The following is a 15,367-nucleotide window of genomic DNA, read 5'->3' on the forward strand; positions in this document are numbered from 1 at the left end:
GGTTATGCAGCCCTCCGCTCTTCGGAGACGGTGAAGCCGGGGATAGTGCGAATGCCGGCGGCGACGTCCTTGCGGGCGAGGTCGCGCAGGAAGTCCTTCACGGCGTCCGGGTTGCGGGCGATGTAGTGCTTGAGCGCAGCGGTGGCGTCGGTCAGCTCCGGAACCCAGAAAGAGCGTAGACCCGTCCCTTTGGTGGTCGCGGTCTCGGCGCGGGTGGCGTTGCGGTCCATGGCTTGAGCCTGGACAACCAGAACTTCGGCCTCTTCACGCGCTTCCATGTCCTCTCCAGCAGCGGCGCGTGCGGCCTCGGCAGCGATGCGCGCGGCTTCCTCGGCCGCCTGGCGCGCCCTCTCGGCGGCCTCGCGGCGAAGGCGGTCCTGCTCTTGGAGGTACGGCTCCTTGGCCTTCTTGATCGCATCCAGCGCCAGCGGGATCTTGCCCTTGACCGTCTTGTTGGTCAGGGGCGCCAGGTAGACGTTGAACGTCGCCTGGATTTCGGCGATGGCATCGTCCAGCGGCTTCTTGCGGGTGACGCGCTCGACTTCCAGCGCATCGGCGGCGTCCTTCAGGTCGTCGGCCAGGGCGTTGACGGCGTTGAGTTGGTCTTCGTTCTCGACAGCCGTAATGGTGCGAGCCTGTTCGATGGCGTCGTCAGCGTTGACCTTCAGCGCGTCGAGCGGGTCGTCGGCGGGCGGATTGTTGTGCCCGGCGGTGGCGATGACGTCAGTCATTGAACGCGCCCTCCAGTTCGTCGGCGCGGAAGTCCGCAGCCTCTTCGCGGGCCGGTTGGCGCTTCTCGATTTTTGGCTTGGGGTACTTCTCGCGGACGGTCTTGTGCAGGGCCAAGACGACCTTGCGCTCGTCGCGGTCCATGTCAGCCAGGACGGCCTTGTTCTTGGCCTCCCAGGCGTCCACATCCTCGGGGCTTTGGCACATCAACAACGAGCTTTCGGCGGCCACGATGACGGCGGGGCGTCCATCTTCCTGGCTGCGCTCCTCCTCGGAAGATTGCTCGGCGGCCGGACCGTGAAGGTCGCCCTTGTGCCAGAGGTCCAAGGCCATGCCGAAGCGCATCCCGGCGTTGCGGATCGCGTCGCCGATGATCTCCTTGACGGCGTCTCCGCCGGTCTTGCCGGCCGCATCACCGAAACCAAGGCGCGTGACGCCGTCGACCGTCAGTTCGATCCACATGCCGCCCGGAACCACGGGCAGGCCTCGGCTGGCCGGGTCGGGAACCGGAGTCCAGTTCCAGCGCGGATCGGCGTCGAGAAGGCGGTCGGTCGCCGCCGCATGTCCGACGTAGTCGAGGTGGACGGCGTTCTTGTGGTGCCAGCCGCCACAGACGTTGCACTTGACGCCCTTGGATCGATCCTTCTCACGCTCCTCGCGTTGCGGCTTCGTCTCCTTGGGGAGCTTGCTGATCTGATTGGCCGGGAACGGCTCACGCAGCTTGGCGAGTGGATCGAAGGGCGCTTCCGGCGGCGTCGGATCGGAGGTCTTGAGCTTGGCGACGTTGGTCATGCCGCGTCTCCCATCTGGGCCGCAGCGGCTTGCGCCTCGGCATGGGCTTCGTTGTTGATGGCGATCTGCGCGGCCATGGCGGCGATTTCGTCCGCTCGCGAGCCGTCGTCGGTGTCGACCAGCTTTTGCCAGGAGTTGACGAGGTGACGGTGCGTCATGGTCGCGATCTCGACCGGACCCTTGCTGGACGATTGGTAGTGGGTGGTCATGCTTGGCTCCTTTTCAGTTCGGCGAGCCGCCGCGCATAGGCAGCGCGAGCGGCGGCGTGGTATTGTGGATGGGTGTCGGCGATCGCGTCGAAGGCAGCGGCGTGTTTCGCTCCCCAAGCCGACAGGTCTGACTTTCGCCAGATGCAGGCGAGAAGCTGGGAAACAGCGTGTCCGAACTCGTCGGGCGTGAGGTCGCGGCGTTCATCGGCCATGGGCCTCCCGGCCGCCAAAGATCACCTCGTCACCCATCACCCAGAGGGCCACGAGAACGCCGGGGATGAAGGGGGCGGAGACGATCGCCAGGATGATCAGGGCGGTCATCAGCGCTGTCCCGCTAGAGCGATCGTGAACCGCTGCCACAGCGTCGGGCGCGGAATGCGGGCGATGTCGGCCATCATCTCGGCGTATTCCGACATGTGGTCCCGGCCGAGGGGCTGGCGCGACACAGCCTCCTCAGCAGTTGCCCTAGTCGTCGCGCGGCGGGGGTTGGTGGTGGCCATGGTCAAGCGGCCTCCGACTTGCGTTCGGCGAAGCCGATGATCTCGGCGCTGATCAGATGGGCGGTCAGCCACTCCTCAACTTCCGCGTCCTCGGTGTCGCAGATGAGCGTATCGCCGGCCGCGTCCGTCATGGTGAGGCGAGCACCCCATTCGACGTCCGGCAGTTCGTCGGCAACGCAGCTGATCGCGACATCGAGGTTGTCGAACCCGGCGCAGTTACCGAACACGGTAGCCTCCGTGGTCCAGCGATAGGCCCAGCAGCCGAAGGTCAGGCGGAACACCTTCCCTTTTTCGCGCATCGTGTTGGGATCGGCGTTGAAGGCCTCAGACATGTCTCTCGCCCCTCAGGAAGCCGCGCGTTCAGGCGTCGGCGTGGTGGTGGACCGCTCTAGGCGGCGTGGTTGCGGGATTGGTCGGCGACCGCGTGGAGCGCGGCGCGGGACTGGTTCACGGCGGCAACGCCAGCGGCGATGAGCTGAACCTGAACCGAGGCCAGAAGCCGCAGCGTCGGAACGTCCTCGGTGCGCTCGCCCATCCGGTTCAGCGCGGCCTTGATCGCGGCGCGCTTGGCCGGGGCAACAGGGCGCCCTTCGAACATCACCACGCCGTCAAGCGCGGTGAAGGCGGCGGGGGTGAAGATCGGGCCGGCGGTCATGCGCGCCTCCGGGTCTTGGTTCGGCGCTTCGCCCACTCGGCTTGGCGCGCAGCACGGGCGGCGACGCGGGAGGCTGGAAAGCGATCTTCCGGATAGCGCGACAGATAGGCCTCGCGAGCGCGCGCCAGTCCTTCGCGAACGGCTTTCGTGCGGCGATGGGCTGGGAGACGAGCGTAGGTCCGCAAACACGCGGCGTAGTCGCTCCGGTCGCTCGGCATCGCCGTTTGCTCGCCGCCGTAGGCCAAATCGACCAGAGCGTTGCTCGACATGCCGGTCCACCGGTCCGCGCCGAAGTAGGCGGAGCCTGCGCAACGGGCGCGGAGCACGAGAAACGCCACGTCGGCCTCTAGTTGTTCGCGCGTGAGGGTCATGCCGCCCTCGCCATATGCTGAACCCGAAGGGTCACGGTGATGGAATTGGTCACGTCACACTCCCGAGAGCGGACCGCAGACGAGGGCCATGAAGGCGACGCCTGCGATGAATTGAAGGGTGCGAAGGGTCCACATCGCGGGAGAGCCGAAGCTCTCCCGCGCGCTCGTGGTTGAGTAGTGCGGCAGGCCGGCGGTCAGGCCGCGGCGCCGGCGCCCAGGTCGTCGTTGATCAGGTCGTTGTGCTTGACATTCATGATGGCCGTATCCAGCGCAGCTTTGTCCGGCGGCTTGCAGTCCTTCAGCATGTTGGTGCTCCTTTGCGCACAATCCCCGTGCGCTTGGGGAAACCGGCAGGACGCCGGAATTCGGGTGATTGGTGCGGAGGGCGCGCATCAGGCGGCGCCCTTGGCGAGCGTATCGGCCAGCATCCGCTTGGCCTTGTTGCCCCAGAACCAAGCCAGCATCGTCGGCTTTCCAGCGCCGAACTCGCCGACCGTGTCGTAGTAGGGACCGCCGACAAAGGCGATGCGCGGGCCGTCCATGCCGGTCGTGATGTCCAGCACCAGAGGTCGCATCTGGGCTTCGTGGTTTGGGGTGATCGTGGCCATGGTTCATGCCGCCTTTGCTTGATCAGCAGCCGGATGACCGACGCGCTCGAAAAGCCACGCCTCGAAATCGGCGCGTTGCTGTTGGGAGACGGGGTGGAGCGGCGCCATGCCACGAAGGCGACGCCAGATGCTCCACTGGGTCGAAATCCAGGCGCTAAACTCGTAGCCCTTCCACGCCGCGCCGATCGGCAGGCGCTGGGCGAGGCGGTAGGCCTGGAAGTAGGGCTGTTCAGCCTTCGTCACGAAGGCGCACAAGCCGTTGCAGATGCAGTCGTCGCAGGCCATCGTCAGGCCTCCGAGCCGGTAGCGATGGCGTAGAGCGCAATCGATCCGCGACCCTTACTGCCATCCACGCGCTTTGCCCGGCCGGACGCCATTAGCTTGGCCATCATGCGCGAGACGTCTCCGCAGTGAGTGACCAGGAGGTCAGCCAACTCGGCGTTGGTGGCGGGCGATTGCTCAAGCCGATTGAGGACGATCGCTATGCGAGTCATGCCGGCCACCCCATGGACTGGCAGAGCAAGGCCGCAGCCTCTTCGGCATCCTCACGGCTATCGGTCCAGCCCGCGATCTCATCGGGCTCCCACGACCCCGGCTCGCCATCGACGCGGCAGTAGGTTTCGCGGCCGGTGTAGTGGTGGTAGTCGTCGCTGTAGGCAACCTCGCGGGCTTCACCCTCTTCCGTCACAATCCAGAAGATGCGGTCTCGCGGAAAATACTGCGACAGCGGCGAACTGTTGGCGACGTGGAGTTTGCCGTTCCAGTCGAGGAAGCTGGCTTCAAAAGCGCCCATCACGCCGCCTCCGCTGCTATCAGAAGGGCCGGAGCCTCGGAGGCTTCGATCGCGCGAGCTTCAGCGGCCGCAGCGTTGGCGCGAGCCCGGCACGTGAAAGCCCAGGCGGCGACGTCGGCGCGTTGCTCAGCGGTGTGAGGGGCGCCGAAGAACTGGCCGACGCCCGGGTTGCGGAGGGCGACCTTGGCCACCCAGCGGCGCTCGGTGCGTAGGCGGCGGATACCCGCCATGCCTTCACTGCGCTGAACGGTCGCCAGCTTCCGCAGGCGCTCCGACTTGGTCAGCTCGCGAGCCGGCTGCATGTGCAGCGCAAGCCCGGCGGCTAGAAGGTCTTGGTTGAGGCTGGCCATCGGTGGCGCTCCCGTTCGGTGACGAGAACGATAATGCAAATTGCATCACGACTTGGCAAGTGCAAAATGCATCACGGGGTGATAAATCAGCGAAAAGCCCGCCGGGTGTGGCGGGCTGGATGGAGGTCAGAGATGGATCTGGTTGAGGATCAGGAGGGCGCGCCGTCGCCGACGTCAGCGGCCGACCGGTGGCTTGCCGAGATGCCGCATTGGTCTGAAGCTCTGAACCAAAGGATTGGTGAGCTGCGATGCGGTAACGGCGGCGGACGTGCTAATTTTTCGTCGGCCCATCCGTTGCTATCGGATTTAGGAAGCGTAGCGCTTCGAATAGTTGCTCGCCTGGCATCTCTATGCGGAGCGTCGCCACGCCCAACTCAATCGACAGAACGATATGCGTGTCCGTTCTGCCAGGCTCAAAATAGACACTTCTGGGCATCATCGGCTCCCCTCGCACCTCCTGGCTCGGCTCTCCAGGCCGGCGCGACGTCCACCACAGCAGCTTCATCGCCAGAAGAGCAATTTGGTCGGTTTGCAATCGTACCGCGGCGCCGCCCTCACCAATCTTGAATGCGATCAACACTTGGTCGTCTTCGGCGACCAACTCGAAGCCATCGGCATTGAATGGGATAACGAACTTTTCGGTCATTCACCCCTCCAAGGGGTAAGGGGAGGGCTAGGCCGTCGGGCGGGTGGCTTTCGCCTTGTCGAACCCGGCGGTCTTGAATGTGAAGATCTCGCGCCCGGCGCCGTACATGCCAACCTCCACGCGCATCGTGGAATACTTGCCGGCGCCGCGCCAGATCGTTGCGCTGCCATTCCGTCCAGCGAAGATCGCCATGTTCGCGAAGCCGGAAGGCTGAATGCCTGCGAGCGTCATGGCTGGCTCGTCATTCAAGCGGACGCGTATTGTGCAGCCATTGATGCACTCGATGTGCCCGCCAGCGGGTATCGAGATCATCGCATCCACGCCGTGGATTGAGTTGTCGCGTAGGCAGAGGCGACCCCTTGCCTTCTCTGCGGTGGGCATAATGAAAATGGCGTTCTCAGACATGATGCAGGCCGTATAATCGACCTTCCCCGACATCTCGTCTGTCTTGGCTTCGTACTGCCAGCCGGCCGGGAAGATGCTGTCGATGGTCGGCGGCGCGGGCGGCGGCGCTTCCACCTTTGGACCGCATCCACTCAGAGCAACGGCCGCAGCGACGATGATCGCCGCACCTAGAGTTCGCATTTCCCCCTCCTAGCCGCTAGGCGGCGCTCTCTTCAGCTCGCACGATGATGCGGCGGGCTTGGCGCGGCGGCACGATGTTGGTGATCTCCGCTGCCCAGACCAGGCGCACGTCCTTGATCGTAGCGCCGACGATGCTCTCGAGATCGAACAGGCCGGGCGCGGATCCTCGCAACAGGCGTTTCACCAAAACCCGGCCATCCTCGGTCTGTACGGCGCACACCTCTCCGATCAGGTCGGGCGTCGGCTCGAACTTCTGGTCTTCGAAGTAGATGAGCGATCCGTCGTCGGCGAGCATGGGCATGCTCGAACCGTTAACTTCTAGGGCGACAGTCCGGGACGTACCCCCTGGAGGCATCGGGACCATGTCATAGGTCTCGTGCGCGTCGGCCAAGAAGACCTGGCCGCTGGAGTCAGCGCCCACCCGGCCGACCACTCGTACTGGAGGCGTGGAGCCGAAGGCGCGGGGGATCACTGGCGTCTTGCCGCGACCGTAAAGCAACCACTCAGGTGTCGAGCGGAAGAAGCTGGCATACTTCGCAGCGGCCTTGGCCGGGAACCCCCGCGTGCCGTTCTCGTGCTGGATGTATGTCGGGACGCTGGCGCCCATCGCCTCGGCCGCGCTCTTGGCGGACTCGAAGCCCGCTTTCACGCGCGCTTCCTTCAGTCGATCGGATGGCTGCTGCATAATGCATCTGCTTAACCCGCGACTTGATGCAAAAGGCACTTGCGCATCAGTGATGCAAAATGCATTATCCACCTTATGCGAACGCACCTTGAGATCCTGAAGGACGCCGGAGCCGAGGCCATTCATGAGAAGGGCATCGCGGCGTCGCTGCACACCGCGCGATCGTGGCTCCAGCGCGAGCACATCCCGCCCGCCGCTTTCGACGGTTTCGTTGCAGCGGGCCTTGCCACGTTTGAGGAACTCTTCGCGGGCGCCCGTCCTCGTAAAGCGCGCCAGCAGGTAGCTGCATGATGGCTGACTGGCGCGAGATCCCCGACGCCCCCGGCCGCGTATTTGAGCCGCGATACGTCTACCTTTGCCTCTTCGAGAATATTGCGAAGGTCGGTGTGACCCGTAGCCCGCGCAAGCGCATCAAGGCATTGCGCTCTAAGCACGGAGATCCGCTTGAGGTACGGGTCAAGCATGTTGGCTTCTTCGAGTCTTGCCGCCGAGAAGCGACCGTAAAATACGCGTTTGGCTATCCGTCCAAGGCCAAGGGCAAGCGGCTCGAATTCTTCCCCGTAGAGCACTTTGCAGCCGCCTGCGAAATGATCGCTACCAAGGCGGTGGAATGGCGCCCCGAGTGGATGTGCGCCGTCGCAGCTCAGGCAGAAAACGAAAATCGCTACGGTCACGGAAGGGACGCCTAGATGGCCTACCTCTCCGACATATCTGCGCACTCGCCGCAGGTCTTGCACTTTGACAAGACCCAAAGCCGCCGGATGGCGTCGCGCTGTCCGATGTCGGTCTCGCGGGCTAGGTCGGTAAGGGCGCGCGTACGGCAAGCAATGCGCTCGGATGCGCTGGCCAGCTCGAACCGGATCGGCTTGGGCGCCGTAGTGGCCTCTCGCGCGGCCATCGCCACGGCCAAGTTCTCGGCAAACCGCCGTTGGAACCGCTCCATATCGAATGCGCGCTTCATTCAATGCCCCCACTACGGGCGCATTGTTCGGAAATGCTACTTTCAGTGTCAACCCGCTAGGGTAGATCTGAGTTCGTCCAGGAATGTTTGCGTCAGTGTAATCGCCCCGATTTCGGTATCGGTCGCGGTTCCGTTGCTGACCTTGGCCTCGGCCAGCAGCTTCTTGCCGTCGAGGTTCCAGGCCCAGGCCTTGACCTGTTCGGGCGGCATGACGTCGGCGAGCGCTTCTAGCGCCCAGATCAGCATGTGTTCGCCTCGGGTGAGGCCTGCGGTGGCTGTTGCGTTCATGGCGCCGCTTATTGGCGCGTGCATTGCCGAAAACAACGCACCTGACGTGGCCGTTCATAGTGAACGACAACCCACCGTCGAAAACGGCGGTTTCGCCGCACCCTCGCGCCCCCGGATCGGGGTTTAGCGATGGGTCGGGGGCAATCACACAACCAGATCGACCGGCAAGCCGCTCCCCCGGCTGGCTGCGTCGTGGCGCGCGGGGGCTTAGCGTCACCCGCTGGGAATGGACCCCGCGCGCTTTCACCCTCCAACACCTTTGCCGGCGTCGCCTCCCCCCAGGCGTCGGCGACGAGCAGCCGGGCAAGCGCCCACACCGCCCGGCTGCTCACCTACTTCGTCACGAGCGATACGTCTGGCCATAGCTCGATAGGCGTAGGCCCTAGCGTGGGCCTCTTCGGCCGATCGCTCTTCTTCGGCCGCGCTCACCAAGCACGAAACCACTCGCTCCCACGGGCTCACGCCATCGCCTCCAACGTCCGGCCCGCCTGCCGAACGAGCGGGACCATGCGGCAAAGCGCCGCCCGACACACTCAAATTGGGGAGGCCTAGATTTGGCCCAGAACGACGTCATCAAGGCGCTCTGCCAACAGATTGAGAAGCGCTACGGCACCGGCAAGGACGCCGCCCTGGTTGCCCGCGTTTCGCCCGGCGTGTGGTCGCAATATTGCAGCGACGCGCCGCAGAACGCCGAAATCACCATCCCTTTCGGCCGCCTTCTGATGGTCGCCAACAGTGCTGAGAAGCTGCTGTTTGCCCAGCTTCTCGTGGGCGATGACGGGGGCGACGAGCCAACCGGCGACCTGCTGGACGAGGCCCAGGAAGCAACCGAGGCTACGGCCGACCTCCAGCACACCGTGCGCCAGTTCCGCCGCGCCGGGCCGCTCAGTCCCGCCAAGAAGGCCGTGATCCGCAACAAGATCGCGCTGGCGACCAAGGAGGTCGCCGACGTCTTCGTCAGCCTGGACCGTGCGTCATGAGCGCGATCGGGAAGGGCGATTTCGTCGAGGCGCTAAACGACTCTCCCGAGGACGGAATTGTCCAAGGCTGCGTCTATACCGTCACTGAGATCATCCCTGAAGATGCGGTCGGCGTCTGCACCGACTGCGGCGAGGCCGGGGACGGGTTTCTCCTGAAGGAGACGCCAGAAGCAAACCGCCTTGGGGCCTTCTGCCCCTGCGGTTTCAAGCCGATCTCCGGCGGTCAGCCAGGCATGTTTGATGAGCTGCTGAAGGCTCCGACCGGCGCTCCTACCAGGGAGCCCGTCGCAGCATGACCCCGGTAGCCGTCACCGTCACCCGCCACGCCAAGAAGCGCCGACCCGGCCTGCTGATCACCGCAGGCCCGCCCGCGCTCGCCCTCTGGGCTCTCATCGCTATCGCCGTTCGACACCTCGTCTAGCGGCCCGGGGGAAGCGTCGGCCCCCAACCAGACCGGCGCATATCAGAGAGGGGCTTCTCTCATGTCTGACGACACTATCGCTCACGCCGACGTTCTCGGCCAAACCGCCCAGGCGCAAATCAAGTCGATCATCGACCGGGTCGAGCGCCTAGCCGCTGAAGAAGCGGAAATCCGCGAACAGAAGAAAGAGGTCTACGCGGAGGCCAAGGGGAATGGATTTAACGTCCAGATCCTCAAGGCCGTTGTTCGCCTGCGGAAGGTCGACCCGGCCAAGCGCCAGGAGGCCGACGCCATCCTCGATCTGTACCTCTCCGCCATTGGGGAGATCTAGGCCATGACCACGATCGCATACCGCGACGGCGTCCTGGCGGCGGACACACAATCTACCTGCGGCAACCATCGCCAGCCGGGCGAGGCCATGAAGGTGGCTGTCGGGCCTATGGGCCTCGGCATCGCCTGCGGAAGCGCTGCTTTCTGCGAAACGTGGCTGGCCTGGGTTCGCGGAGATGAGCTGGAACGCCCGATTCCTGAACGCGCCGATGAGCACGGCGGCGACTGTGGCATCCTGATCCATCCGGATGGTCGCCTTCAGTTGTTCGAGCACAACGGCGCTCACTTTCCTGCCGGAGCCTACTTCGCCGAAGGCACGGGAATGGGGCCTGCTCTCGGCGCGCTCTACCACGGCGCCACCGCAGAGCAGGCGATCGAGGCGGCTATCGCTCTGGATGTCTTCACGGGCGGGCGGGTCATGGCCGTGCGCCTGTCGGACATCCCGGCTCAAGCCGCGAAGGCGGCCTGATCATGGGCGCCGTCTCACACCCCAAGGCCAGCGTCGGCGTGGATGGCGCACCCCTCCGCAAGTTCCTCGCATGGCTAGGCGAGGCTGTACGCAACCCCCCGCGCTTCGCCTTGATCGACTTCTCCCGCAAGGAGGGGCCGGTCGCTCAGAGCGAGCGGTTCGAGGCGCTGAAGGCCTACGCCGCGTCGGGTCACGCCGGGTGCTTGGTCGCCCGCCAGCGGCTCAAGCACGCCACCAACGCCGGATTGGCGAAGGCGCTTGGCCGCGACCTCCCCGAAGTCCTGATCAACAAGGAGCTGGCCCGGTGATCACGTTCAGCCTGCCGTTTCCGCCCGGGGTCAACAACCTCTATCCGCAGGTCAAGACCAAGACCGGCTTTCGGCGGATCACGTCGAAGGAATACGCGGTCTGGCAGAGGACGGCCGGCTGGATGGTTCCTCGCCAAGCGAAGGGCGCGGCGCCGCAGTGGTTCCGCGTCGCGCTGTCCTTTGACCGGCCCGACAAGGGCAACCGCGTAGACCTGGACGGCAGGATCAAAGCTGTCCTCGACCTTCTCAAGAAGACCGGCGTCATCGCCGACGACCGCTGGAACGACGGCATGACCGTTGAGTGGTCCTCGCCGTGCACGGCGCCAGTCTACCCCAACAATCCGATGGTTCATGTAACTGTCGATCCCCTGGAGGCCACATGAGCCCCGAACTTCGCAGCTTCATGTACGAGAAGCGCGGCGCGGGTGTGCCGTGGAATCACATCGCCGTCATGGCTGGAAAGCCGCTGTCTCTCTTCGCACCGTACATCGCCCTAGAGCGCGGCTACGCGGCCACGAAGGCAAAGCGCGATGCTGAGACCGAGGAGGCCGAGGCCAAGAAGCGGACCAAGGTCCCGGTGCCCGGCGAGATCTTCGTTCCGCCGCCCATCATGCCTGCACTCGCTGAGGAAATCGCGGGCCTCTACGGCGTCACCGTGGGCGACATCATGGGGATTAAGCGCGTGCGAGGCATAACCCTCGCCCGCCAACACCTCATGTGGGTCCTGACCCAAGACGCGAAGTTCTCGACGGCAAAGGTCGGCCAGTTCCTCGCCGGCCGCGACCATTCCACCGTCCTGTATGGCGCCAAGAAGCACGCCGAACGCTTGGCTGGCCTTGGCAAGGGGAGGGCCGCGGCTTGATCCGGCTCGTCTGCAACAACGACGGGCCGATCTGCACGCCGGCGCCGCTCGATGACCTCCTGCACTTGCTGTCGGTCCAGATCCGCAAGCTTCAGGACTCTCCGACCGACACCCTACGCCTGTCGATCAAGCGCACCTTCGATAAGGTGGTGGAGAGGATGGGATGATCGACGCGCGCGAGCGGCCTCCCGTCGACATGCCGGGGAGCCTGGAGGCTGAACAGGCGCTCCTTGGCGTCCTGCTGTACGACAACGGCTCTGTCGAACAGGTCGAAGGGGTAACCGTCGACCACTTCAGCGAGCCCCTGCATGGCCGGATCTTCAAGCTGATCACTGAGATGGTCGAGCGTCGCCAGATGGCCGACCCGATCACCTTGCGGTCGGCCCTGGAGGGCGATCCGGCCTTCGCCGACATCGGCGGTATTATCTACCTAGCCGACCTCGTTGACCGCGCGCCGCCCGCGACGAGCATCCGCGACTATGCGCGTACCGTTGCCGATGCGGGGATCCGCCGCGCCATGGTCTCCCTTGGTCAGGACATCACGGTTCTTGGGCGCGAGCCGGGCGCACGGTCGGCCTTCGAATGCCTGTCGCTGGTACGCGCTGAGCTGGAAAAGCTCGAAACCGCCTCGACGCCTGCCGAGCACTCCATGATCACCGCCACGGAGGCCGGTGAGCAGGCCATTGAGCAGATGCGCCAGCTTGCGGTGTCGGGGAAGAAGCGCGGGGCCATGACCGGCCTGCGGTGCGTTGACCGGCGTCTGGGCGGGCTTCGTCAGGGCGCGCTCATCGTCGTGGGCGGCAGGCCATCCATGGGCAAGACGTCGCTGGCGCGGGCTATCGCCCACGGCGCCGCCACACGTAACCCAGATCAAAACGCCGTCTTCATGGGCATCGAGATGGGTCCAGAGGAGATGATGCAGCGCGAGCTTTCCGCGCTCTCCTGGGAACTTGGCGACAACGGGCAGTTCGACCCGATCCAATACCGCGCCATGTCCGAGGGCGCTCTTACCCATCAGGACTTCGCCACGCTCAAGGTCGCCCAACAGCGCGTGCCGCAGAACCTCATCTTGGACGACTGCCACAGCCTGTCGATTGAGGACGTCCGCCGCAAGCTCTGGACGCTCCAGCGCCGCCGCAAGGTGTCGGTCGTGGTGATCGACTACCTGCAGCTCATGCGCCGGCCAGCCGCCCAAGGCCGAAACGACGCCACGGTGCTCGGTGAGATGACCGCCGGCCTCAAGCAGATCGCCCGCCAGGCCAAGACCTGCATCGTCCTGCTCTCGCAGCTTTCCCGCGCCGTGGAGAGCCGTGACGACAAGCGTCCTCAGCTTTCGGACCTTCGGGAGTCTGGCTCGATTGAGCAGGATGCTGATGCTGTCCTCTTCCCGTATCGCGAGGCCTACTACGTCGAGCGCAACGAGCCCAAGGGCACGGGACCTGATCACCGGGAGTGGGAGATGCGCTGTCACGAGCTGCGCACTCAGCTTGATGTCATCTGCGCAAAGCAGCGCCAGGGGCCGGTCGGGTCCGACAAACAGTTTTACGAAGCCGGATATGACTACATCGCCGATGTGAAAGAGGAGGGCGGTCGTTGAGCCTGTCTCTTGAGGCCATGCGCCTGTTGGTCAGCTACGGCATGACGGCAGAGCAAATCCTTGCGGTAGCTGAGGCGCAAGGTGGAAAGTCGCGATCGGCCGGCGCTGAACGCCAGGCCCGCTATCGAGCCCGCAAGTCAGAAGTAGATCATGACGACGTTGGTGACGTAACAAGTGACGTAACAAGTGACGCGTCACCAAGTGACGCACAAACTCTTCCCCTCCCTTCTTCCCCCCCTGAACCCCCCCAACTACCCACCCCTGCTCGGGGAGAGAAAACGCGCGTACGCGAGGAGGGGCCGATTGAGGCCGCATTCGCCGCCTGGAATGTCCTCGCCAAGCAAATCGGAAACCCGGTTGCCGTGTCGCTGTCGCCAGATCGGCGCAGGGCGATCAAGGCGAGGCTGGATGACGCTGGAGGCGCTGGTTGGACCGAGGCGCTGAACGGCGTCCGCCTATCACGCCACTGCCAGGGCCATAACGACCGCGAATGGCGCGCCGACATCGACTTCGTCTGCCAGCCAAAATCGTTCAACCGGCTTCGGGAAGGGTTCTATGGCCGCGACGCCGGCAAGCCGAAGCCCGGCGCCCCCGTGCCCATGCCAAGCGCCGAAGACATCGCCGATCGCTGGGACCGCCGCGTCGCTGAGTTCGCCAAGAGCCGCCACTGGAACGAGGTGGATTGGGGGCCAAGGCCCGGCCGCGACGGCTGCAAGGTCAATCCGACCACCCTCGCCAAGCATGGCTACGGCCTCAACCAAGGGGAAGCCGCATGACGGCGACAACCATCCCTCCGCGCTACCTCCAGGTGCTCAAAGACGTCTCCAGAGAGCACAAGGTACCGGTAGCCTGGATGTTCGTCCACGACCGTAGGCGCGACGCCTCGTGGCCGCGACAAGCCGCCTACGCCCGTATTCGTCAGACACCCATGCCGAGCGGAAAGCCGCCGTCCTACCCGCTGATCGGGCGTTGGATGGGCGGCAGGGACCACACGACGATCATCGAGGGCATCGAACGTCACGAGGCTCGCATCGCCGCCGGCCAGCACTTCCCAGCCCAAGCCTGCCCACCAGCCTATTCGGGGAATAGACCATGACCATGAACATCACCGACCCGGCCCGCTGGTTCGCGCTTCGCTGCATCGCTGGCCGGGAGAACAAGATCATCGCCGCCATCGGCGAACTGGCCCGCCGCGACGCGCTGGACCTTGAGGCCTACATGCCGGCGATCACCCGCTGGCGCCGCGTCCGCTTCAGCCGCAAGGTCACGGTCAGGGAGAAGTTTGACCGCGCCCTTTTCCCAGGCATCGTGTTCATCCGGGGATTCTCCAGCCACTGCACCGCGATCGCGGGCGAGGTCGACGGCGTGAAGTTCTACACCCGCCGCAATAGCCAGGGTGACAACGTTCCGGCCATGCTCCCTACGGCTGGCATAGAGGCAATCCGCCGCCTCCAGGAAGCCGGCGAGTTCGACGAGACCAAGCCGAAGGACGCCTACACGCCCAAGGCCGGCGACAAGGCCTTCATCGACGACGGCGCCTGGGTTAGCCAGATCGGTGAAATCCTCAAGATCAAGACCAAGCAGGGGACGGCAACTTTGATCATCGACGGCCGCCGGGTCAAAGCCCAGCTGAAGACGCTCCGACCGGAGCCGAAAGAGGAGGTTGCGGCATGATGCGCGCGCTGATCATCGCTGCCGGCCTGGCGCTCACCGCCAGCGCCGCCCATGCCGACCCCTGCGAGGCTCCGGTGAGCGGCTACAAGGCCGGAACGGTCATCACCGCGCCTATCATCTATTCCGGCGACGGCGATTCCATGTGCCTTGCCTTGGGTCGTGACCCGTCACGCTGGCTAGAGATCAGGGTCGCGGATTGGTATGCGCCTGAACTTCACGAGGCCGGAGGTCGGGAGGCCAAGCGCGTGATGGATGGTCTAGTCGGCCGGAGCGCCGTCTGTACCGTCGAGCGCGGCAAGGGTGGGCGCACATCGAGCTACGATCGCGTCATTGCCGCTTGCCGGGTCGATGGGCGGCCCATCGGCGACATCATGCGCGCGGCGGGCATAGCGCCAGGCGGGCGCGGGCGATGAACACCACCTATTGCGCCAGACCACGAACCAGGGCACATATGGTGTGTTCTCCGGTCCCCATGTGACCGCCTTCGACACCCTCGGGAGGTACCGCGTACTCCAGCGGCTGCCCGAACGGCGCGAGATCACCCCGGCCTGAGC

Annotated in this window: 33 protein-coding genes; 16 read left to right on the forward strand and 17 right to left on the reverse strand. The window is 64.9% G+C overall.

All coding sequences use genetic code 11. From position 1 onward, the window contains the following. Positions 1-2 precede the first annotated feature (2 nt). From ACW175_RS07355 to ACW175_RS07430, 16 genes are all read right to left on the reverse strand, one after another. On the reverse strand, positions 3-731 hold the full coding sequence (locus tag ACW175_RS07355) for a hypothetical protein (RefSeq protein ID WP_492103938.1): 729 nt from the start codon (positions 729-731) through the stop codon (positions 3-5). Continuing rightward, entirely contained in the window at positions 724-1,521 is a 798-nt protein-coding gene (locus ACW175_RS07360; protein WP_492103939.1) for a hypothetical protein, read from the reverse strand. The genes ACW175_RS07355 and ACW175_RS07360 overlap by 8 nt, the downstream gene beginning before the upstream one ends. After that, positions 1,518-1,730, reverse strand: coding sequence for a hypothetical protein (locus ACW175_RS07365; RefSeq protein ID WP_492103940.1), 213 nt, complete (start codon positions 1,728-1,730; stop codon positions 1,518-1,520). The genes ACW175_RS07360 and ACW175_RS07365 overlap by 4 nt, the downstream gene beginning before the upstream one ends. After that, the gene (locus ACW175_RS07370) at positions 1,727-1,942 is read right to left on the reverse strand and encodes a hypothetical protein (RefSeq protein WP_492103941.1); all 216 of its coding nucleotides are present in this window, start codon (positions 1,940-1,942) and stop codon (positions 1,727-1,729) included. Before ACW175_RS07370 ends, ACW175_RS07365 begins: the two co-directional genes overlap by 4 nt. A 108-nt stretch (positions 1,943-2,050) precedes the next feature. Beyond that, positions 2,051-2,176: a hypothetical protein gene (locus ACW175_RS07375; protein ID WP_492103942.1), complete on the reverse strand. Its 126-nt coding sequence runs from the start codon at positions 2,174-2,176 to the stop codon at positions 2,051-2,053. A 56-nt stretch (positions 2,177-2,232) separates the two neighbouring features. Then, positions 2,233-2,562, reverse strand: coding sequence for a DUF5406 family protein (locus tag ACW175_RS07380; RefSeq protein ID WP_492103943.1), 330 nt, complete (start codon positions 2,560-2,562; stop codon positions 2,233-2,235). Positions 2,563-2,618: 56 nt separating this feature from the next. Beyond that, complete coding sequence (locus ACW175_RS07385; RefSeq protein ID WP_492103944.1) at positions 2,619-2,885, reverse strand: hypothetical protein; 267 nt, start codon at positions 2,883-2,885, stop codon at positions 2,619-2,621. Then, a complete protein-coding gene (locus ACW175_RS07390) occupies positions 2,882-3,256 on the reverse strand; it encodes a hypothetical protein (RefSeq protein ID WP_492103945.1) in 375 nt (124 codons plus the stop codon). The genes ACW175_RS07385 and ACW175_RS07390 overlap by 4 nt, the downstream gene beginning before the upstream one ends. A gap of 392 nt (positions 3,257-3,648) precedes the next feature. Beyond that, positions 3,649-3,864, reverse strand: coding sequence for a hypothetical protein (locus tag ACW175_RS07395; protein WP_492103946.1), 216 nt, complete (start codon positions 3,862-3,864; stop codon positions 3,649-3,651). Between the two features lie 3 nt (positions 3,865-3,867). Then, positions 3,868-4,149 (reverse strand): hypothetical protein, encoded by a 282-nt coding sequence (locus ACW175_RS07400; RefSeq protein ID WP_492103947.1) that lies wholly within the window; start codon positions 4,147-4,149, stop codon positions 3,868-3,870. Between the two features lie 2 nt (positions 4,150-4,151). Further along, on the reverse strand, positions 4,152-4,358 hold the full coding sequence (locus ACW175_RS07405; protein ID WP_492103948.1) for a hypothetical protein: 207 nt from the start codon (positions 4,356-4,358) through the stop codon (positions 4,152-4,154). Continuing rightward, the gene (locus ACW175_RS07410) at positions 4,355-4,657 is read right to left on the reverse strand and encodes a hypothetical protein (RefSeq protein ID WP_492103949.1); all 303 of its coding nucleotides are present in this window, start codon (positions 4,655-4,657) and stop codon (positions 4,355-4,357) included. The genes ACW175_RS07405 and ACW175_RS07410 overlap by 4 nt, the downstream gene beginning before the upstream one ends. Continuing rightward, positions 4,657-5,007, reverse strand: coding sequence for a hypothetical protein (locus tag ACW175_RS07415; RefSeq protein WP_492103950.1), 351 nt, complete (start codon positions 5,005-5,007; stop codon positions 4,657-4,659). The genes ACW175_RS07410 and ACW175_RS07415 overlap by 1 nt, the downstream gene beginning before the upstream one ends. 271 nt (positions 5,008-5,278) lie before the next feature. Then, complete coding sequence (locus ACW175_RS07420) at positions 5,279-5,653, reverse strand: hypothetical protein (protein ID WP_492103951.1); 375 nt, start codon at positions 5,651-5,653, stop codon at positions 5,279-5,281. Between the two features lie 27 nt (positions 5,654-5,680). Further along, positions 5,681-6,238: a hypothetical protein gene (locus ACW175_RS07425; RefSeq protein WP_492103952.1), complete on the reverse strand. Its 558-nt coding sequence runs from the start codon at positions 6,236-6,238 to the stop codon at positions 5,681-5,683. A gap of 16 nt (positions 6,239-6,254) precedes the next feature. Next, positions 6,255-6,923, reverse strand: coding sequence for a LexA family transcriptional regulator (locus ACW175_RS07430; RefSeq protein WP_492103953.1), 669 nt, complete (start codon positions 6,921-6,923; stop codon positions 6,255-6,257). Between the two features lie 39 nt (positions 6,924-6,962). Between ACW175_RS07430 and ACW175_RS07435 the strand changes: the two genes are divergently transcribed. Then, on the forward strand, positions 6,963-7,214 hold the full coding sequence (locus ACW175_RS07435) for a hypothetical protein (protein ID WP_492103954.1): 252 nt from the start codon (positions 6,963-6,965) through the stop codon (positions 7,212-7,214). Then, positions 7,211-7,612: a GIY-YIG nuclease family protein gene (locus ACW175_RS07440; RefSeq protein WP_492103955.1), complete on the forward strand. Its 402-nt coding sequence runs from the start codon at positions 7,211-7,213 to the stop codon at positions 7,610-7,612. The genes ACW175_RS07435 and ACW175_RS07440 overlap by 4 nt, the downstream gene beginning before the upstream one ends. Before the next feature lie 320 nt (positions 7,613-7,932). On the opposite strand, the gene ACW175_RS07445 is transcribed toward ACW175_RS07440, so the two are convergent. Continuing rightward, positions 7,933-8,130 (reverse strand): hypothetical protein, encoded by a 198-nt coding sequence (locus ACW175_RS07445; RefSeq protein WP_492103956.1) that lies wholly within the window; start codon positions 8,128-8,130, stop codon positions 7,933-7,935. 596 nt (positions 8,131-8,726) lie between these two features. On the opposite strand from ACW175_RS07445, the gene ACW175_RS07450 reads away from it, so the two are divergent. The 14 genes from ACW175_RS07450 to ACW175_RS07515 all read left to right on the forward strand — a co-directional run bounded on the left by ACW175_RS07450 (position 8,727) and on the right by ACW175_RS07515 (position 15,226). Further along, entirely contained in the window at positions 8,727-9,152 is a 426-nt protein-coding gene (locus tag ACW175_RS07450; protein ID WP_492103957.1) for a hypothetical protein, read from the forward strand. Further along, positions 9,149-9,448: a hypothetical protein gene (locus ACW175_RS07455; RefSeq protein WP_492103958.1), complete on the forward strand. Its 300-nt coding sequence runs from the start codon at positions 9,149-9,151 to the stop codon at positions 9,446-9,448. Before ACW175_RS07450 ends, ACW175_RS07455 begins: the two co-directional genes overlap by 4 nt. Further along, positions 9,445-9,573 carry a hypothetical protein gene (locus ACW175_RS07460; RefSeq protein ID WP_492103959.1) on the forward strand — a complete coding sequence of 43 codons (129 nt, stop codon included), beginning with the start codon at positions 9,445-9,447 and terminating at the stop codon, positions 9,571-9,573. Before ACW175_RS07455 ends, ACW175_RS07460 begins: the two co-directional genes overlap by 4 nt. Before the next feature lie 61 nt (positions 9,574-9,634). Next, positions 9,635-9,904, forward strand: coding sequence for a DUF2312 domain-containing protein (locus ACW175_RS07465; protein WP_492103960.1), 270 nt, complete (start codon positions 9,635-9,637; stop codon positions 9,902-9,904). Between the two features lie 3 nt (positions 9,905-9,907). Next, positions 9,908-10,372, forward strand: coding sequence for a hypothetical protein (locus ACW175_RS07470; protein ID WP_492103961.1), 465 nt, complete (start codon positions 9,908-9,910; stop codon positions 10,370-10,372). Positions 10,373-10,374: 2 nt separating this feature from the next. Further along, entirely contained in the window at positions 10,375-10,680 is a 306-nt protein-coding gene (locus tag ACW175_RS07475; protein WP_492103962.1) for a hypothetical protein, read from the forward strand. Continuing rightward, entirely contained in the window at positions 10,677-11,063 is a 387-nt protein-coding gene (locus ACW175_RS07480) for a RusA family crossover junction endodeoxyribonuclease (RefSeq protein ID WP_492103963.1), read from the forward strand. The genes ACW175_RS07475 and ACW175_RS07480 overlap by 4 nt, the downstream gene beginning before the upstream one ends. Then, positions 11,060-11,542, forward strand: a complete 483-nt coding sequence (locus tag ACW175_RS07485; protein WP_492103964.1) for a helix-turn-helix domain-containing protein — start codon at positions 11,060-11,062, stop codon at positions 11,540-11,542. The genes ACW175_RS07480 and ACW175_RS07485 overlap by 4 nt, the downstream gene beginning before the upstream one ends. Further along, positions 11,539-11,709 carry a hypothetical protein gene (locus ACW175_RS07490; RefSeq protein ID WP_492103965.1) on the forward strand — a complete coding sequence of 57 codons (171 nt, stop codon included), beginning with the start codon at positions 11,539-11,541 and terminating at the stop codon, positions 11,707-11,709. The genes ACW175_RS07485 and ACW175_RS07490 overlap by 4 nt, the downstream gene beginning before the upstream one ends. Then, on the forward strand, positions 11,706-13,139 hold the full coding sequence (locus tag ACW175_RS07495; RefSeq protein WP_492103966.1) for a DnaB-like helicase C-terminal domain-containing protein: 1,434 nt from the start codon (positions 11,706-11,708) through the stop codon (positions 13,137-13,139). The genes ACW175_RS07490 and ACW175_RS07495 overlap by 4 nt, the downstream gene beginning before the upstream one ends. Continuing rightward, entirely contained in the window at positions 13,136-13,915 is a 780-nt protein-coding gene (locus ACW175_RS07500; RefSeq protein ID WP_492103967.1) for a hypothetical protein, read from the forward strand. The genes ACW175_RS07495 and ACW175_RS07500 overlap by 4 nt, the downstream gene beginning before the upstream one ends. Continuing rightward, entirely contained in the window at positions 13,912-14,235 is a 324-nt protein-coding gene (locus tag ACW175_RS07505) for a helix-turn-helix domain-containing protein (RefSeq protein WP_492103968.1), read from the forward strand. Before ACW175_RS07500 ends, ACW175_RS07505 begins: the two co-directional genes overlap by 4 nt. After that, positions 14,232-14,813, forward strand: a complete 582-nt coding sequence (gene nusG / locus ACW175_RS07510; RefSeq protein WP_492103969.1) for a transcription termination/antitermination protein NusG — start codon at positions 14,232-14,234, stop codon at positions 14,811-14,813. Before ACW175_RS07505 ends, nusG begins: the two co-directional genes overlap by 4 nt. Then, positions 14,810-15,226, forward strand: coding sequence for a nuclease (locus ACW175_RS07515; RefSeq protein ID WP_492103970.1), 417 nt, complete (start codon positions 14,810-14,812; stop codon positions 15,224-15,226). The genes nusG and ACW175_RS07515 overlap by 4 nt, the downstream gene beginning before the upstream one ends. Positions 15,227-15,367: the final 141 nt, after the last annotated feature.

This window comes from Caulobacter sp. FV1ye6ST, from assembly GCF_058681225.1.

Coding starts and splice junctions, on each gene's coding strand:
- ACW175_RS07355 (WP_492103938.1), bottom strand. CDS start 731: ATGACTGACGTCATCGCCACCGCCGGGCACAACAATCCGCCCGCCGAC.
- ACW175_RS07360 (WP_492103939.1), bottom strand. CDS start 1,521: ATGACCAACGTCGCCAAGCTCAAGACCTCCGATCCGACGCCGCCGGAA.
- ACW175_RS07365 (WP_492103940.1), bottom strand. CDS start 1,730: ATGACCACCCACTACCAATCGTCCAGCAAGGGTCCGGTCGAGATCGCG.
- ACW175_RS07370 (WP_492103941.1), bottom strand. CDS start 1,942: ATGGCCGATGAACGCCGCGACCTCACGCCCGACGAGTTCGGACACGCT.
- ACW175_RS07380 (WP_492103943.1), bottom strand. CDS start 2,562: ATGTCTGAGGCCTTCAACGCCGATCCCAACACGATGCGCGAAAAAGGG.
- ACW175_RS07385 (WP_492103944.1), bottom strand. CDS start 2,885: ATGACCGCCGGCCCGATCTTCACCCCCGCCGCCTTCACCGCGCTTGAC.
- ACW175_RS07390 (WP_492103945.1), bottom strand. CDS start 3,256: ATGACCCTCACGCGCGAACAACTAGAGGCCGACGTGGCGTTTCTCGTG.
- ACW175_RS07395 (WP_492103946.1), bottom strand. CDS start 3,864: ATGGCCACGATCACCCCAAACCACGAAGCCCAGATGCGACCTCTGGTG.
- ACW175_RS07400 (WP_492103947.1), bottom strand. CDS start 4,149: ATGGCCTGCGACGACTGCATCTGCAACGGCTTGTGCGCCTTCGTGACG.
- ACW175_RS07405 (WP_492103948.1), bottom strand. CDS start 4,358: ATGACTCGCATAGCGATCGTCCTCAATCGGCTTGAGCAATCGCCCGCC.
- ACW175_RS07410 (WP_492103949.1), bottom strand. CDS start 4,657: ATGGGCGCTTTTGAAGCCAGCTTCCTCGACTGGAACGGCAAACTCCAC.
- ACW175_RS07415 (WP_492103950.1), bottom strand. CDS start 5,007: ATGGCCAGCCTCAACCAAGACCTTCTAGCCGCCGGGCTTGCGCTGCAC.
- ACW175_RS07420 (WP_492103951.1), bottom strand. CDS start 5,653: ATGACCGAAAAGTTCGTTATCCCATTCAATGCCGATGGCTTCGAGTTG.
- ACW175_RS07425 (WP_492103952.1), bottom strand. CDS start 6,238: ATGCGAACTCTAGGTGCGGCGATCATCGTCGCTGCGGCCGTTGCTCTG.
- ACW175_RS07430 (WP_492103953.1), bottom strand. CDS start 6,923: ATGCAGCAGCCATCCGATCGACTGAAGGAAGCGCGCGTGAAAGCGGGC.
- ACW175_RS07440 (WP_492103955.1), top strand. CDS start 7,211: ATGATGGCTGACTGGCGCGAGATCCCCGACGCCCCCGGCCGCGTATTT.
- ACW175_RS07445 (WP_492103956.1), bottom strand. CDS start 8,130: ATGCTGATCTGGGCGCTAGAAGCGCTCGCCGACGTCATGCCGCCCGAA.
- ACW175_RS07455 (WP_492103958.1), top strand. CDS start 9,149: ATGAGCGCGATCGGGAAGGGCGATTTCGTCGAGGCGCTAAACGACTCT.
- ACW175_RS07460 (WP_492103959.1), top strand. CDS start 9,445: ATGACCCCGGTAGCCGTCACCGTCACCCGCCACGCCAAGAAGCGCCGA.
- ACW175_RS07465 (WP_492103960.1), top strand. CDS start 9,635: ATGTCTGACGACACTATCGCTCACGCCGACGTTCTCGGCCAAACCGCC.
- ACW175_RS07470 (WP_492103961.1), top strand. CDS start 9,908: ATGACCACGATCGCATACCGCGACGGCGTCCTGGCGGCGGACACACAA.
- ACW175_RS07475 (WP_492103962.1), top strand. CDS start 10,375: ATGGGCGCCGTCTCACACCCCAAGGCCAGCGTCGGCGTGGATGGCGCA.
- ACW175_RS07485 (WP_492103964.1), top strand. CDS start 11,060: ATGAGCCCCGAACTTCGCAGCTTCATGTACGAGAAGCGCGGCGCGGGT.
- ACW175_RS07495 (WP_492103966.1), top strand. CDS start 11,706: ATGATCGACGCGCGCGAGCGGCCTCCCGTCGACATGCCGGGGAGCCTG.
- ACW175_RS07505 (WP_492103968.1), top strand. CDS start 13,912: ATGACGGCGACAACCATCCCTCCGCGCTACCTCCAGGTGCTCAAAGAC.
- nusG (WP_492103969.1), top strand. CDS start 14,232: ATGACCATGAACATCACCGACCCGGCCCGCTGGTTCGCGCTTCGCTGC.
- ACW175_RS07515 (WP_492103970.1), top strand. CDS start 14,810: ATGATGCGCGCGCTGATCATCGCTGCCGGCCTGGCGCTCACCGCCAGC.